Origin of the sequence: Caballeronia grimmiae (assembly GCF_000698555.1) — a bacterium.
Taxonomy (GTDB): Bacteria; Pseudomonadota; Gammaproteobacteria; order Burkholderiales; family Burkholderiaceae; genus Caballeronia; species Caballeronia grimmiae.
Genome location: NZ_JFHE01000003.1, coordinates 238,382 through 251,938, shown reverse-complemented (window position 1 = coordinate 251,938; position 13,557 = coordinate 238,382). Strand labels below are relative to the sequence as shown.

Genomic DNA, 13,557 nt, shown 5'->3' with positions numbered 1-13,557 from the left:
ATCGCTTATGTTCAACCCTAGCCGCGACGAAGTCCGCCAGTTCTTCACCGAAACGTGGCGTAAGGAGCGCGCCGGCGAGATTCTGACGCCGCTCGAAAGCATGGCCGCCGACTGGATTCGCGAGCACCCCGAATATCAGACCGAACTCGCCGATCCCGACGCCCGCCAGGCCGACTACTCGCCCGACGCCGGCCGCACGAATCCCTTCCTGCATCTGTCGATGCATCTCGCCATCAGCGAGCAGTTGTCGATCGATCAGCCGCCCGGCATCCGCCGCGCGCACGACAGGCTGGCCGCGCGGCTCGGCTCGGCGCACGATGCCCAGCACGCGATCATGGAATGTCTCGGACAAGTGATCTGGGAAGCGCAACGCAGCAACACGCCGCCGGATACCGATGCCTATCTCGCGCTCATCGAACGCCGTGCTTCGAAAGACTAAGCATCGCTCCAAATGAAAACACCCCGCTCGATGCGGGGTGTTTCGTCTCTGCGTGCAACCGGACCGCGCTTACTTCTTCAGCACGAGGCTGCCATCGAGCGATTCGATATAAGCCGCGAGGTCTTTCAGATCGCTCTGCGACAGGTTCTGGACCTGCGCCGACATGATCGCGTTGTTTCGGCCGAAGTTCGGGTTGCCGTTGCCCATCTGATACTGGCGCAGCGCCCAGTAGATGTAGCTCGCGTGCTGACCCGCGAGCTTCGGATACTCGCCGCTCACCGGCTTGTTCAGATTCGGGCCGTGACAGGCCGCGCAGTTGTGGCTGTCGGAGAGCGCCTTGCCGTTGCCGGCGTCGGCTGCGTGCGCCGTGTTCAGCGCCGCCATGCCGATGAACGCCGCCGCCGCGCATGCTGCCTTGAAGCTGGATTGAAGTGCCTGAGAGGGCTTCATGAATTCTCCTGTCGGCCGGGTTCCGCTTGAACGCATGACCCTGCCCGATGCAATGTAGTCGCTGCCCCGCGTTGCCGGATGCGCTTCGAGCCGCGTATCCGTGTAACGAGGATCACTTGTCGGGATTGTTTTTCGATTCGGGCGTTTGCGCGGCGTAGTACGCGGCGATATCGGCGATATCCTGATCCGACAGCGTCACCGCGATGGCGCGCATCGTGTCGAAATGGCGGTCGCCCTTCTTGTACGCGTGCAGCGCGTTGGCGATGTACTGCGCGTTCTGGCCGCCGAGCATCGGCACTTCGTAGGTCTCGGGGTATGCCGTGCGATAGCCGGGAATGCCGTGGCAGCCGATGCACATCGCCACCTTGCCCTGCGCGGCCTTTGCGTTGCCCACGACGTCCGCCGACGCCTGGGTCGCGAAGCCGGCAAGACCCGACAGCGCTGCAATCACGGCACATTTGCCGACGAAATTGTTCATAGCTTCTAACCTAGCATGAGGGGAAATCCGGCGCTCCGAAGGCGCGGCCCGCGCCGAGCGCACTGCCTTCCACGCTGTTTCTTGAGCGGCCGATCGTGTGTCCGACGAGGTCCGACCGTGTCCGATGGCCGCGGGCTGGCCGCGCAGGCCAAAAAAATCGGGCTAATTGTACCGCGCGACCTCGGCACCGTCCATTATCGGAGACAGTCGCAAAGCCGCGATGGCAATGGGAAACGGCTGAAAGACGCACGCCGCGCCTGCGACAATTCGCCTCTTCCCGATCTGTTCTTCGCCTACCTGACCAAGCGTCAGCAAGCCGTGTGCATCGTTCCGAACGAGGCTGCAACGATAGCCGTGAGCCGTCCATCGGGAAAGGGCTTCTGACTTATACTGGGATTTTTTTCCTCACCGGATCTTCGTCATGCGCTTCGAAGGCTCATCGCAGTACGTCGCAACCGACGACCTCAAGCTCGCGGTGAACGCCGCGATGACGCTTCAGCGGCCCCTGCTCATCAAGGGCGAACCCGGCACCGGCAAGACCATGCTCGCGGAGGAAGTGGCCGGCGCGCTCGGCATGCCGCTTCTGCAGTGGCACATCAAATCGACGACCAAGGCGCAGCAGGGCCTGTACGAATACGACGCCGTCTCCCGCCTGCGCGATTCGCAACTCGGCGACGAGCGCGTGAAAGACATTCGCAATTACATCGTCAAGGGTGTGCTGTGGCAGGCGTTCGAGTCGGAGGAGCAGTCGGTCCTGCTGATCGATGAAATCGACAAGGCCGATATCGAATTCCCGAACGATCTGCTGCGCGAGCTCGACCGCATGGAGTTCTACGTCTACGAGACGCGCGAGCTCGTGAAGGCGAAGCATCGGCCGCTCGTCATCATCACCTCGAACAACGAGAAGGAGCTGCCCGACGCGTTCCTGCGCCGCTGCTTCTTCCACTACATCAAGTTCCCCGACGCCGCGACGATGAAGACCATCGTCGACGTGCACTTCCCCGGCATCAAGCAGGACCTGCTGGCCGCCGCGATGCAGAGTTTCTTCGAACTGCGCAACGTGTCGGGCCTGAAGAAGAAGCCGTCGACGTCCGAGTTGCTCGACTGGCTCAAGCTGCTGCTCGCCGAAGACATTCCGCCCGAAGCGCTGCGCTCGCCGGACGAGAAGCAGATCGTCCCGCCTCTGCACGGCGCACTGCTGAAGAACGAGCAGGACGTCGCGCTGTTCGAACGCCTGCTCTTCATGAACCGCAATAACCGCTGATCGTTCATCGACCACCAAAAGGAACCGCGAAGCATGAGCCGCTGGATCGAACCCGTCACGCTCGAAGGCGAGCACGTCAAGCTGGTGCCGCTGACCGCCGAGCACGAAGCGGCGCTGGCAAGCGCAGCCGCCGATGGCGAATTGTGGAAGCTCTGGTACACGAGCGTGCCCTCGCCCGATACGGCGCGCGCCTACATCGACGCGGCCATCGACATGCGCGAGCGGCTCGGCGCGCATCCGTTCGCGGTCATCGATCCGAAGAGCGGCGATGTCGTCGGCTCGACGCGGTACTTCAATGTCGAAGCGGCGCATCGGCGGCTGGAAATCGGGCATACGTGGTACGCGAAGCGCGTGCAGCGCACCGCGCTCAACACCGAAGCGAAACTGCTGTTGCTCGGCCATGCGTTCGAGCGACTGAAGGCGATCGCCGTCGAGTTCCGCACGCATTTCATGAACCACCAGTCGCGCGCGGCTATCGCGCGGCTCGGCGCGAAACAGGACGGCATCCTGCGCAATCACCAGATCGGCAAGGACGGCGCGTATCGCGATACGGTCGTGTTCTCGATCATCGAATCGGAATGGCCGGCGGTGCGCGCGCATCTGAAGCATCGGCTGGACCGCTGATTCACGTCGCCAAGGGGAGCGCGCCATGCTGATCGACTTCTTCTACTCGCTGCGCGACGCGAAGCTGCCCGTGTCGGTGAAGGAATACCTGACGCTGCTCGAAGCGTTGAAAGCGCAGGTCATTTCCCCTTCCCTCGACGAGTTCTACTTCCTCGCGCGCATGACGCTCGTGAAGGACGAGAAGTACTTCGACAAGTTCGATCGCGCGTTCGGCGCGTACTTTCATGGCGTGACGCAATTGCCCGACGAAGCCTTCGACATTCCGCTCGACTGGCTGAAGAAGCGGCTCGAGCGCGAATTCACGGCGGAAGAAAAGAAGCGCATCGAGGCGCTCGGCGGTATCGACAAGCTGATGGAGCGCCTCAAGGAACTGATGGACGAGCAGAAAGAGCGTCACGAAGGCGGCAACAAGTGGATCGGCACCGGCGGCACGTCGCCGTTCGGACATGGCGGCTACAACCCGGAAGGCATCCGCATCGGCGGGGAATCGGCGGGGAATCGCACGGCCGTGAAAGTGTGGGACGAGCGGGCGTATCGCGATTACGACGATCAGGTCGAAATCGGCACACGTAATATCAAGGTCGCGCTGCGCCGCTTGCGCCGCTTTGCCCGCGAAGGCGCGGCGGAAGAGCTGGACCTGCCCGACACCATCCGCAGCACGGCGGCAAACGCCGGCTGGCTCGATCTCAAGATGGTGCCCGAGCGTCACAACAACGTGAAAGTGCTGATGCTGCTGGACGTCGGCGGCTCGATGGACGACCACATCAAGCGCGTCGAAGAGCTTTTCTCCGCCGCGAAAGCCGAATTCAAGCACCTCGAGTTCTATTACTTCCACAACTGCGTCTACGACTATCTGTGGAAGAACAACCGCCGCCGCCACACCGAGCGCACGCCGACTTTCGACGTGCTGCACAAGTTCACGCCGGACTACAAACTGATCTTCGTCGGCGACGCGACCATGAGCCCCTACGAAGTCCTGCAGCCCGGCGGCTCCGTCGAATACAACAACGCCGAAGCGGGCGCCGTGTGGCTGCGCCGGTTCGCGGATCAGTTCCCGCATCACGCGTGGCTCAATCCCGAGCCGGAGCGTCTGTGGGAATATCGTCAGTCCATATCGGCGATCCGTCACGTGCTCGGCAACCGCATGTACGCCCTCACGATGGCCGGCCTCGAAAGCGCGATGCGCGCGCTGTCCAAGTAATCCACCACCACGACTCCGCATGAAAGCCATGCCTTCCGGCGCGCACGCCGTGCGCGCCCCGCTTCGCCCTTTCTCCGATACGTCCGTGTCCGCCATCGTCGCCGGCTTCGTCGCGATGATGACCGGCTACACCAGTTCGCTCGTGCTGATGTTCCAGGCAGGCGAGGCCGCGCATCTGACCGGCGCGCAGATCTCTTCGTGGATCTGGGCGCTGTCGATGGGCATGGCGCTCTGCACGATCGGACTGTCGCTGCGGTATCGCGCGCCGATCGTCGTCGCGTGGTCGACGCCGGGCGCGGCGCTTCTCGTGTCGTCGCTGCCGAACGTGCCGTATGCGGAGGCGATCGGCGCGTTCATCGTCTGCGCGGCGCTGCTGACGGCGGTCGGCCTCACCGGCTGGTTCGACACGCTGATGAAGCGCATTCCGGCGGGCATCGCGGCGGCGTTGCTGGCGGGCATCCTGTTCGAGATCGGCATCGAGATTTTTCGTGCGGCGGAGCATCAGACGGCGCTGGTGCTGACGATGTTCTTCACGTATCTCGCCGGCAAACGCGCCGCCCCGCGTTACGCGATTCCGGCAACGCTGCTCGCGGGCGTGGCGGTTGCGGGTGCGCTCGGCTTGCTCGACTTCTCGCACTTTCACGTCGCGCTCGCGCATCCCGTTTTCACGATGCCCGCGTTCTCGCTCGCGGCGACCGTCAGCATCGGCGTGCCGCTTTTTGTCGTCGCGATGGCCTCGCAGAACGTGCCGGGCATCGCCGTGCTGCGCGCCGACGGCTACGCGACGCCTTCCGCGCCGCTCATTTCGACGACCGGCATCGCGTCGCTCGTACTTGCGCCGTTCGGCTCGCATGGCGTGAATCTCGCGGCGATCACGGCGGCCATCTGCACGGGCCGCGAAGCACACGACGACCGCGACAAGCGCTATACGGCCGCGGTCTGGTGCGGCATCTTCTATCTGCTCGCGGGCACCTTCGGCGCAACGATCGCCGCGCTCTTCGCGGCCTTCCCGAAGGCGCTCGTCGTCTCAGTCGCGGCGCTCGCGCTATTCGGCTCGATCATGAGCGGCCTCGCCAACGCGATGCACGACGCCCGCCAGCGCGAACCGGCGCTCGTCACGTTCATGGTGACGGCCTCGGGACTCACGCTGCTGTCGATCGGCTCGGCGTTCTGGGGCCTGGTCGCGGGCGTCGTCACGCATGTCGTGCTGAACGCCTGGCGACGCTGACGCGGCCTACAATGCGGGAGCCGGCCGGGCTTGCTTCGGCCGTGCTCATGCAACCGCTTTTGGCATTTCATCATGGCTTTGATCGACAAACTGCTGGCGCGCACCGCGCCGTCCGGCGCGCAGAAACGTAAAACGATCGTCCGCGTCCTGCTCGACGACGCCGGGCACGTTCAGGACGTCGTCCTGAAAATGAGCTGCGGCGATGCCGCAAAGGACGCCCACGCGCTTGAAGAAGTCCGCAAGATGCGCTTCGCGCGCGGGCAGTTGGGCTCGGGCACGGTTCGCCGCTGGCACGAGCTGGCGTACGCCGTCGACTGACCGGGCGGCTGACCGGCGCGCCGCGCACGGGGAACGCGACGCCGCGCGCCCGGTCGAATCAGCCGCACCCAGCGCAGTTTGCCTGCCCGGGACTAGAATAATGGAATCGCTTCAAGGGCGAACCGCGCGTGGCAGCATGCTGCGCGGCATCGCGATCGAGGACAACCCGCGGGCTACCGCACTCTGACAAGGCGCACTGCGCCGACGAATCGACATGACATCCGCTCTCGACCAGCTCAAGCAATACACCACGGTCGTCGCCGATACGGGCGACTTCCAGCAATTCATCCAGTTCAAGCCGCAGGACGCGACGACCAATCCGTCGCTGATCCTGAAGGCCGTTCAGAAGGACGACTACAAGCCGCTGCTCGAGAAGACCGTGAAGGAGCACGCCGGCAAGCCGATGGGCCAGATCATCGATCACCTGCTCGTCGCGTTCGGCACCGAAATCTTGAAGATCGTGCCGGGGCGCGTCTCGACCGAAGTGGACGCACGTCTGTCGTTCGACACCAAGGCGTCGATCGACAAGGGCCGCGAGATCATCAAGCTGTACGAGAACGCCGGAATCAAGCGCGAGCGCGTGCTGATCAAGCTGGCGTCGACGTGGGAAGGCATCCGCGCGGCTGAAGTGCTGCAAAAGGAAGGCATCCGCTGCAACATGACGCTGCTCTTCTCGCTCGCGCAGGCCGCTGCCTGTGCGGATGCGGGCGCGCAGCTCATTTCGCCGTTCGTCGGCCGAATCTACGACTGGTACAAGAAGTCCGCCGGCGCTGAATGGGACGAAGTGAAGAACGGCGGCGCGAACGATCCGGGCGTGCAGTCGGTGCGCCGCATCTACGCGTACTACAAGAAGTTCGGCTACAAGACCGAGGTGATGGGCGCGAGCTTCCGCACCGTCAGCCAGATTATCGAACTGGCGGGCTGCGATCTGCTGACGATCAGCCCCGATCTGCTGAAGAAACTCGCCGACAGCGACGAGAAGGTCGAGCGCAAGCTCTCGCCGGAAGCGGTGGCGAACGAGAATATCGAGAAGATTGGCGTCGACGAGCCGACCTTCCGCTTCCTCCTGAATGAAGACGCGATGGCGACGGAAAAGCTGGCTGAAGGCATCCGCGCATTCGCCGCCGATGCGATCAAGCTGGAAAAGCTGATTACCGCGCTGCAGTAATGGCCCGGCGGGCGCGCCATGCGCCCGCCCTTCGCGCACAACCACGGAAACTGTGTCTTTCAGTGGCGCGCGACATAAATTGACTGTTTCAGCGCTGGCAGCGCATCCGGTTGCAATAGACTTTGATGCTTTGGCGGGACTCCGCCAAGCTCGGAGAAGTCAGTCATGCAGCTGGATACCTACGTTTTCTTCAACGGAAATTGCGCTGAGGCGCTCGCGCTCTATCAAGCCGCGTTCGGCGCTCAGATCGATACGCTGATCCGTTTCCGGGACACGCCCGACGCCGCCAACGTGCCGGCCGAATGGCACGACAAGGTCATGCACGCCATGTTCAGCCTCGGTTCCAGCGAGGTCATGGTCTCGGACGGCCAGTTCGGGCAACCGCCGAAGGAATATCACGGCTTCACGTTTTCCATCGCCGCTGACGACGCCGAATCCGGCGAGCGCACGTTCAACATCCTGAGCGAAGGCGGCACGGTCATTACGCCGTGGCAATCCACGTTCTTCACGGCGGGCTTCGGCATGCTCAAGGACCGTTTCGGCGTGCCCTGGCTCATCAACGTGGTGAACGCGGTCGAGGTTGCCGAAGACGCCAAACAAGCGCCGGCCGCACCCGAGCAGCCGTAAGCGCAGCACAATTTGCGAGGCGCGTCAGCCGTTGAACGGCCGCGCGCCTTCGATGTTCCACTGCCGTTCAATTTCACTCAGACGCAGCCGCAAGCGGTCCACCTGCTCGTTGAAACGCATCGCGAGCCAATGCATGCCCTGCTGCGTCGATTCCCCTTCCCCGCCTTCTTTTTTCGCCATTGCATCCACGCCCGCGTAAAGCAGGCCGACGCGCCCGAAGCGAAGCGCCCGCGCCATCTGCAAGAGCGTGTGCCGCGCTTCCAGTTCCCGTGGCGTGCAATCGAGCGCGAAGCCGTTCCTGTCGCGCGACGCCTCCGGCAGCGACGTGACGAGCATCTCGAGCGCCGCGAGTATCGAGCGATGCAGCCGCTGTATTTCCTCGAGCCGTGCGAGCGGCACGCCCGTTTCCTTCGCGACCGAATCCATCAGCGCGCGTGACTGCACGAGCCGCTGGCTCATCACGAGAAAGCGGCGCGTGGTTTCTTCGGCGATCAGCGGCTTGCCGTCCAGCAGCGCGCCATACAGACGCGCGCATTCGCGCAGGTTGTCGGCGAGGCGATAGCGCCATGAATACGTCGCGTATTGCGGCAGCACGAAGGAAAACGCCAGCGCGATCGCAATGCCGATCAGCACGTTCGCCGTGCGCCACAGGCCGACATCGAACGGGGAATCGCCGTGGCCGGCGACGATGACCATCGTGATCGCCGTCAGCAGCGCCACGTAGCCCGCCTTGCCGATGGCGTAATAAGCGCATGCGCCGGCAATCGCCGACATCAGCAGGAAGAACAGCATGAGCGAGCCGAACAGCATATGCACGATTATCAGCGCGAGCCCGATCGCAGCGCCGAGCGCCGTGCCGATCGCCCGTTCCGCCGCCTTCTTGCGGATGTTGCCATAGTGCTGCAATCCGCCGATCACGACGATCAGCGACACGGACGCCCACACGCCATGCGGCACGTCGATGCCCGTGGTGACGAGAAACGACGTCGCCATGCCGAGCGCGACGCGCACCGCATGAATCAGCTTCGCGTGCCGGTAACGGAAGAACGGCGACATGAGGCCGTGCCACAGCCGCTTCGCGCGCCCTTTGCGCAATGACGCCGATGTCGATGAAGCCATGATTCGCTCGCGTCGATGAGTGCGTGTCCGAACGATTGCCTGAAGGCAAAACGCCCGCAACGGCCGATGGCCATTACGGGCGTTAGCGTAGCAGACGCGATGCCGCGTCATGCCAGCGCGCGATCAGTTCTCCACGACGTCCAGATAATCTTCCGGCCGCGTGCGGTCGTCCGAGCGCTTGAGGCCGAGCACCCGCACGAGCACGCTGATCGCGATCGACACGATCAGGTTGATGATCAGCGCCCACACGGCCGCATAGCCCGGCACCGCATAGCCGAAGAAGTGCACGGTGAAGATCGAGCCCTTCAGTTGCAGCGATACCGCCATCCACGTGCCCGAGGCGATGCCCACCGCCCAGCCGATCAGCAGTCCGCGATGATCCAGCACGCGCGTGTAAAGGCCAAGCACGAGCGCGGGCAGCGTCTGAATGATCCAGATGCCGCCGAGCAGTTGCAGCTGGATCGCGTAGGTGAGCGGCAGCGCGAGGATGAACACGACCGCGCCGACCTTCACGATCAGCGATACCAGCTTGGCGACGTTGGTTTCCTGCTCGGGCGTCATCGAGCGATTGACGAACTCGCGATGCACGTTGCGCGTATAGAGATTCGCCGCCGCGATCGACATGATCGCCGCCGGAACCAGCGCGCCGATGCCGATGGCCGCGAACGCCACGCCCACGAACCATGACGGAAAGTAGTGCAGGAACAGCGCCGGCACCGCGAAGTTCGCACCGTACGCCTTGAAGTACGAGGCGTACTCCGGCATGTCCTTCACGCCCGAGGCGAGCGCCATGTAGCCGAGCAGCGCGAGCAGGCCGAGCACGAGCGAGTACGCGGGCAACAGCGACATGTTGCGGCGGATCGTATTGCCCGAATTCGACGAGAGAATCGCCGTCACCGAATGCGGATACAGGAAGAGCGCGAGCGCCGAACCGACCGCGAGCGTCGCGTACGCGCTGTAGCCGTTGAGGCTCGCCGCGTCCGGCGCCTTGAGGAGCAGCTTCGCGGGCGGCACCGAACCGAAGATGTGCCCGAAGCCGCCGAGCTGCGCCGGGATCACGATCATCGCGGCGATGATGGTGATATAGATCAGCACGTCCTTGACGACCGCGATCATCGCGGGCGCGCGCAGCCCCGACGTGTACGTGTACGCGGCGAGAATCGCAAACGCGATGATCAGCGGCAGATCGCCGACGAAGCCCTGCGTGCTGAAGCCGAGCGCCCCGATCACCACTTCGATGCCGACGAGCTGCAGCGCGATGTAAGGCATCGTCGCGACGATGCCCGTCACCGCGATCGCCAGCGCGAGCATGCGGCTGTTGTATCGAGCGTGGACGAAGTCGGCGGCGGTCACATAGCCGTGACGCTTCGCGATGCTCCACAGCTTCGGAAACACGACGAACGCGAACGGATAGATCAGGATGGTGTACGGCAGCGCGAAGAAGCCCGTCGCGCCCGCGCCGAACACGAGCGCAGGCACCGCGACGAACGTATAGGCGGTGTAGAGGTCGCCGCCGAGCAGGAACCACGTGACGATGGTCCCGAAGCGCCGGCCGCCGAGGCCCCATTCATCGAGCTGGGCAAGGTCGCCCTTGCGCCAGTGGGCGGCGATGAAGCCGAGTATCGTCACGCCGACGAAGAACAGGACGAAGACGAAGGTTGCGGTGGCGTTCATCATCGCGCACCTCCCTGGGGCGCACGGCCCGAAGGCAGCGCCTTGGTCTTCTTATAGACGACAGCCGTGATGACTGCGCTGATCAGCACCCACAAGAGCTGATACCAGTAGAAGAACGGAAAGCCCCAGAGCACCGGCTCGACCTTGTTGTAGAACGGCACCCAGACGACGCCGATCCACGGAAGGATCAGAAGCCAGAGCCAATGTTTGTTGCGCGGTTGTCCTGTGCGGCTTGGATCGGCAGCCATGACCGTTCTCCCCTGGCGGGCCAGAGCGGGCGTGCCCCGTTACTCCGGTCCCATGCAAGTTGTTTGATTCGTTTTGAGCATGCGCTTCTGAAGCCGTGGCCGACAAGGCCGGCAGCAGGCGGGCAGACACGCCGCTGAAAGCGCTCGGAAATAACAGGAGGAGTATAGGGACCGCCAAAACACGGTCAAGCAGGGGGAATCCCGACCATTCTCCTTATGTGAAAGGCCTTTGTAACGGGATTCGCGCCCTGCTCGTGTGCGTGTTCGCCGACGCGCTCAGATGGTGAACGAACCCTTCGCCGGGACACCGGCGCTTTCGATGAGGCCCTTCACCCACTTGCGCGCGGGCAGGCCGAGTTGCGCTTCAAGCAGCTTCGCGCGTTCCTGCAATGCGGCGAACGGCACGTCGAGCGCGGGGCCGGCGAACGCGAGCGCGACACGATTGCCGTCGTGCACTTCGGGCAACGCGATCACGCGACGATCGAACGCCTCGTTCAGATGACGCATGTTGCGCACGAAGCTCGGATGATCGCCGAACAGGTTGATGGTCACGACGCCCGCTTCAGGCGTGAGACACGCCTTGCACGCGCGATAGAACGACACGCTGTCGAGCACGGGACCGCGTGCGGTGGCGTCGTAGATGTCGATCTGCAGGGCGCCGATCGTGCCGTGATTCGCGCGGTCGTTGACGAACTCCCACGCATCGCGCTCGGTGACGGTGAGGCGCGCATCGTCGTACGGCAGTTCGAACATCGCGCGCGCCGCGATGACGACGGCCGGATTCAATTCGACCGCTTCCACCTTCGCGCGCTTCAAAAAGCGATAACAGAACTTCGTGAGCGCCGCCGCGCCGAGACCCAGTTGCACGATGCGTTCGGGCGTTTCGATGAACAGCAGCCACGCCATCATCTGCTGCGCGTATTCGAGTTCGATGTGATCGGGCTTTCTCAGACGCATGGCGCCCTGAACCCATTCGGTGCCGAAGTGCAGGAAGCGCACGCCACCCTCTTCCGAGAACGTGACCGGCGCGAAGCGCGGCTTGCGCGGCGCGTCGATGCGCGGTGCGTTGGCGAGGTCATCGTCGTCTTGCTTGTTACGGCGGGCTTGCTTGCCGCTTTCTTTCTTGCGGCCGAACGCGCGGGCTTCAGCCGACGCGCGCTTGATCAGATTCGTCATGGGTGAGGATGTCGCGCCAGATGCGCAATTTTTGGTCGAACGAGAGGATAGCATTGGCCGGACTCGACGACGGCAACACGAGCGTCGCGTAGCCCGCCGCGGCGATCACGGGCGCGAACTTGCCCGATGTCTTGCCGTTGAAGCACACCTTGCGCAGCATCGGGAAGCGCTCGTGGAACGCCGCAAAGTCGTTCGGGGAGGCATTGCGGATGGCGCTGTCGAGACTGCCTTCGCGATCGCACGCGGCGAGCACGTCCCACAGGCCGATGCCGTGTCCGGTCAGGCGCGCGAGCCGATCTTCATAGGCGAGTTCGTGCAGCGGTTCGTCGATGGCCGCGCCGACGAGCCGCCAGAACTGATTGCGCGGATGCGCGTAATACTGCGTCGCCGCGAGCGATGCGACGCCAGGGAAACTGCCGAGGATGAGCGTGTGCGTCGCGCGGCCGCCGATCGGCGGAAAGCCCGTGAGCTTCATTTTGCTTCCTCACGCACGGCGCGCTTCGCATGTGAAGCGAGATGTTCCAGAGCACGCGCATGTTCGCGATGGTGCCGCTCGCCATGCGATGCGGCGAGCTTGCGCCAGAGCGCATCGAGCATGCATTCGGTGACCATCAGCGGGGCGCCGTGACGCACGAAAATGGATCGGCGCGCGGCGAGTGCGTGGCTCGCATCGGCCTGGCCGATCGCCAGCCGATGAAGCGGATGCCGCGCGGTCAGCACGCGGCTGACGAGGATCGAGCGTGACACGCTGCTGTCGCTATAAAGCAGTTCAGCGAGCGGTCGGGTGCGAAGACGGCGTATCGACTGCCACACGCCGTTGCTGTCCGACAGCGCGACGATGCTATGCGCGACGACGAACGGGACGTCATCGACCTTTAGCACCACTTCGCGTGTCCAGACCGGCGTCCGAGGCGTGACGCCGAGTGCGCGCCATTCGTCCTGCCCGGGTGTATCGACGGCTTCGCGCGTGACATCGACGGTGACCGCGCCGAGCGTATGCAAGTGAGCGGTGAGCGAGCCGGTGCGCGTTAGCCAGTCCTTCTGATGGGCGCTGAAGGACGGGAGCGGTGTGGCGCGCCAGTGGTGGTCGACAGGATCGTTGGGGATCGACATGGCGGCCATTATAGGACCGGGTCGCGATTCGGAAAAATCGTATGGTGACTGGAGACTTCGCGCACGAGACTGTGGAAGCCGCGCAGTGTTTGACGCCGGCTATCCAAGAGACACAACGAGGAACGTCAATGACGAACAATACGAAGCAGACATCGAAGAAAGTCGCTCACCTTGCCAGCAAAACGCTGCATGACCCGAAGGCTTCCGCGACCGCGAAGAGCCTTGCCGCGTCGGCACTTGCCCAATCGCATTCGGCCAAGCAGACCAGCGGCAACATGGAGCATAAGGCAAGCGAAGTGCTCCACAGCAACAAATACTCGCAAGAGACGAAGACACTCGCCGCATCAGTGCTCGCTCAGTCCAACAAGGACCGCACGAGCAAATAAAAACGCGCCGCCGGTCTCCCGGCGGCGCGTTACGCAACAAACTC

Annotated in this window: 18 protein-coding genes; 10 read left to right on the top strand and 8 right to left on the bottom strand. The window is 63.7% G+C overall.

From position 1 onward, the window contains the following. Nucleotides 1-7 precede the first annotated feature (7 nt). On the top strand, nucleotides 8-439 hold the full coding sequence (locus BG57_RS05515) for a DUF1841 family protein (RefSeq protein WP_035960771.1): 432 nt from the start codon (nucleotides 8-10) through the stop codon (nucleotides 437-439). Nucleotides 440-508: 69 nt separating this feature from the next. Here the strand turns inward: BG57_RS05515 and BG57_RS05510 are convergent, their stop codons facing one another. Together BG57_RS05510 and BG57_RS05505 are read right to left on the bottom strand one after the other, a co-directional pair. Then, nucleotides 509-889, bottom strand: a complete 381-nt coding sequence (locus tag BG57_RS05510) for a c-type cytochrome (RefSeq protein ID WP_035960768.1) — start codon at nucleotides 887-889, stop codon at nucleotides 509-511. 112 nt (nucleotides 890-1,001) lie between these two features. Then, the gene (locus tag BG57_RS05505) at nucleotides 1,002-1,367 is read right to left on the bottom strand and encodes a c-type cytochrome (protein WP_035960766.1); all 366 of its coding nucleotides are present in this window, start codon (nucleotides 1,365-1,367) and stop codon (nucleotides 1,002-1,004) included. Nucleotides 1,368-1,484: 117 nt separating this feature from the next. Between BG57_RS05505 and BG57_RS05500 the strand changes: the two genes are divergently transcribed. The 8 genes from BG57_RS05500 (at nucleotide 1,485) to BG57_RS05465 (ending at nucleotide 7,797) form a co-directional block, all read left to right on the top strand. Continuing rightward, nucleotides 1,485-1,751, top strand: a complete 267-nt coding sequence (locus tag BG57_RS05500) for a hypothetical protein (protein ID WP_035960765.1) — start codon at nucleotides 1,485-1,487, stop codon at nucleotides 1,749-1,751. 37 nt (nucleotides 1,752-1,788) lie between these two features. After that, nucleotides 1,789-2,631 carry an AAA family ATPase gene (locus BG57_RS05495; RefSeq protein WP_035960764.1) on the top strand — a complete coding sequence of 281 codons (843 nt, stop codon included), beginning with the start codon at nucleotides 1,789-1,791 and terminating at the stop codon, nucleotides 2,629-2,631. Between the two features lie 33 nt (nucleotides 2,632-2,664). Beyond that, nucleotides 2,665-3,255, top strand: a complete 591-nt coding sequence (locus tag BG57_RS05490) for a GNAT family N-acetyltransferase (RefSeq protein ID WP_035960762.1) — start codon at nucleotides 2,665-2,667, stop codon at nucleotides 3,253-3,255. Nucleotides 3,256-3,280: 25 nt separating this feature from the next. Beyond that, nucleotides 3,281-4,456, top strand: a complete 1,176-nt coding sequence (locus tag BG57_RS05485; RefSeq protein ID WP_035960761.1) for a vWA domain-containing protein — start codon at nucleotides 3,281-3,283, stop codon at nucleotides 4,454-4,456. Between the two features lie 19 nt (nucleotides 4,457-4,475). Next, nucleotides 4,476-5,684, top strand: a complete 1,209-nt coding sequence (locus BG57_RS05480) for a benzoate/H(+) symporter BenE family transporter (protein WP_052005638.1) — start codon at nucleotides 4,476-4,478, stop codon at nucleotides 5,682-5,684. Between the two features lie 72 nt (nucleotides 5,685-5,756). Beyond that, the gene (locus tag BG57_RS05475; RefSeq protein WP_035960760.1) at nucleotides 5,757-6,002 is read left to right on the top strand and encodes an energy transducer TonB; all 246 of its coding nucleotides are present in this window, start codon (nucleotides 5,757-5,759) and stop codon (nucleotides 6,000-6,002) included. Between the two features lie 214 nt (nucleotides 6,003-6,216). Beyond that, nucleotides 6,217-7,170, top strand: a complete 954-nt coding sequence (tal, locus tag BG57_RS05470) for a transaldolase (protein WP_035960759.1) — start codon at nucleotides 6,217-6,219, stop codon at nucleotides 7,168-7,170. A gap of 165 nt (nucleotides 7,171-7,335) precedes the next feature. Further along, a complete protein-coding gene (locus tag BG57_RS05465; protein WP_052005637.1) occupies nucleotides 7,336-7,797 on the top strand; it encodes a VOC family protein in 462 nt (153 codons plus the stop codon). 24 nt (nucleotides 7,798-7,821) lie between these two features. Here BG57_RS05465 and BG57_RS05460 read toward each other — a convergent pair whose 3' ends face one another. The 6 genes from BG57_RS05460 to BG57_RS05435 all read right to left on the bottom strand — a co-directional run bounded on the left by BG57_RS05460 (nucleotide 7,822) and on the right by BG57_RS05435 (nucleotide 13,127). Continuing rightward, a complete protein-coding gene (locus BG57_RS05460) occupies nucleotides 7,822-8,916 on the bottom strand; it encodes an FUSC family protein (protein WP_035960758.1) in 1,095 nt (364 codons plus the stop codon). Between the two features lie 123 nt (nucleotides 8,917-9,039). Then, nucleotides 9,040-10,590: a monocarboxylate uptake permease MctP gene (gene mctP / locus BG57_RS05455; RefSeq protein WP_035961165.1), complete on the bottom strand. Its 1,551-nt coding sequence runs from the start codon at nucleotides 10,588-10,590 to the stop codon at nucleotides 9,040-9,042. After that, the gene (locus tag BG57_RS05450; protein WP_035960754.1) at nucleotides 10,590-10,838 is read right to left on the bottom strand and encodes a DUF3311 domain-containing protein; all 249 of its coding nucleotides are present in this window, start codon (nucleotides 10,836-10,838) and stop codon (nucleotides 10,590-10,592) included. The genes mctP and BG57_RS05450 overlap by 1 nt, the downstream gene beginning before the upstream one ends. Before the next feature lie 276 nt (nucleotides 10,839-11,114). Then, a complete protein-coding gene (locus BG57_RS05445; RefSeq protein WP_035960753.1) occupies nucleotides 11,115-12,014 on the bottom strand; it encodes a class I SAM-dependent methyltransferase in 900 nt (299 codons plus the stop codon). Next, a complete protein-coding gene (locus tag BG57_RS05440; protein ID WP_035960752.1) occupies nucleotides 11,983-12,489 on the bottom strand; it encodes a DNA-deoxyinosine glycosylase in 507 nt (168 codons plus the stop codon). Before BG57_RS05440 ends, BG57_RS05445 begins: the two co-directional genes overlap by 32 nt. Continuing rightward, nucleotides 12,486-13,127 (bottom strand): chorismate--pyruvate lyase family protein, encoded by a 642-nt coding sequence (locus BG57_RS05435; protein WP_035961160.1) that lies wholly within the window; start codon nucleotides 13,125-13,127, stop codon nucleotides 12,486-12,488. Before BG57_RS05435 ends, BG57_RS05440 begins: the two co-directional genes overlap by 4 nt. A 128-nt stretch (nucleotides 13,128-13,255) precedes the next feature. Here BG57_RS05435 and BG57_RS05430 point away from each other — a divergent pair, with 128 nt between their 5' ends. Beyond that, on the top strand, nucleotides 13,256-13,513 hold the full coding sequence (locus tag BG57_RS05430; protein ID WP_035960751.1) for a hypothetical protein: 258 nt from the start codon (nucleotides 13,256-13,258) through the stop codon (nucleotides 13,511-13,513). Nucleotides 13,514-13,557 lie beyond the last annotated feature (44 nt).

What these genes read in the sequence shown, in the direction of transcription:
- BG57_RS05515 (WP_035960771.1), top strand. Translation starts at nt 8, where the DNA reads ATGTTCAACCCTAGCCGCGACGAAGTCCGCCAGTTCTTCACCGAAACG.
- BG57_RS05510 (WP_035960768.1), bottom strand. Translation starts at nt 889, where the DNA reads ATGAAGCCCTCTCAGGCACTTCAATCCAGCTTCAAGGCAGCATGCGCG.
- BG57_RS05505 (WP_035960766.1), bottom strand. Translation starts at nt 1,367, where the DNA reads ATGAACAATTTCGTCGGCAAATGTGCCGTGATTGCAGCGCTGTCGGGT.
- BG57_RS05495 (WP_035960764.1), top strand. Translation starts at nt 1,789, where the DNA reads ATGCGCTTCGAAGGCTCATCGCAGTACGTCGCAACCGACGACCTCAAG.
- BG57_RS05490 (WP_035960762.1), top strand. Translation starts at nt 2,665, where the DNA reads ATGAGCCGCTGGATCGAACCCGTCACGCTCGAAGGCGAGCACGTCAAG.
- BG57_RS05485 (WP_035960761.1), top strand. Translation starts at nt 3,281, where the DNA reads ATGCTGATCGACTTCTTCTACTCGCTGCGCGACGCGAAGCTGCCCGTG.
- BG57_RS05480 (WP_052005638.1), top strand. Translation starts at nt 4,476, where the DNA reads ATGAAAGCCATGCCTTCCGGCGCGCACGCCGTGCGCGCCCCGCTTCGC.
- BG57_RS05475 (WP_035960760.1), top strand. Translation starts at nt 5,757, where the DNA reads ATGGCTTTGATCGACAAACTGCTGGCGCGCACCGCGCCGTCCGGCGCG.
- tal (WP_035960759.1), top strand. Translation starts at nt 6,217, where the DNA reads ATGACATCCGCTCTCGACCAGCTCAAGCAATACACCACGGTCGTCGCC.
- BG57_RS05465 (WP_052005637.1), top strand. Translation starts at nt 7,336, where the DNA reads ATGCAGCTGGATACCTACGTTTTCTTCAACGGAAATTGCGCTGAGGCG.
- BG57_RS05460 (WP_035960758.1), bottom strand. Translation starts at nt 8,916, where the DNA reads ATGGCTTCATCGACATCGGCGTCATTGCGCAAAGGGCGCGCGAAGCGG.
- mctP (WP_035961165.1), bottom strand. Translation starts at nt 10,590, where the DNA reads ATGAACGCCACCGCAACCTTCGTCTTCGTCCTGTTCTTCGTCGGCGTG.
- BG57_RS05450 (WP_035960754.1), bottom strand. Translation starts at nt 10,838, where the DNA reads ATGGCTGCCGATCCAAGCCGCACAGGACAACCGCGCAACAAACATTGG.
- BG57_RS05445 (WP_035960753.1), bottom strand. Translation starts at nt 12,014, where the DNA reads ATGACGAATCTGATCAAGCGCGCGTCGGCTGAAGCCCGCGCGTTCGGC.
- BG57_RS05440 (WP_035960752.1), bottom strand. Translation starts at nt 12,489, where the DNA reads ATGAAGCTCACGGGCTTTCCGCCGATCGGCGGCCGCGCGACGCACACG.
- BG57_RS05435 (WP_035961160.1), bottom strand. Translation starts at nt 13,127, where the DNA reads ATGTCGATCCCCAACGATCCTGTCGACCACCACTGGCGCGCCACACCG.
- BG57_RS05430 (WP_035960751.1), top strand. Translation starts at nt 13,256, where the DNA reads ATGACGAACAATACGAAGCAGACATCGAAGAAAGTCGCTCACCTTGCC.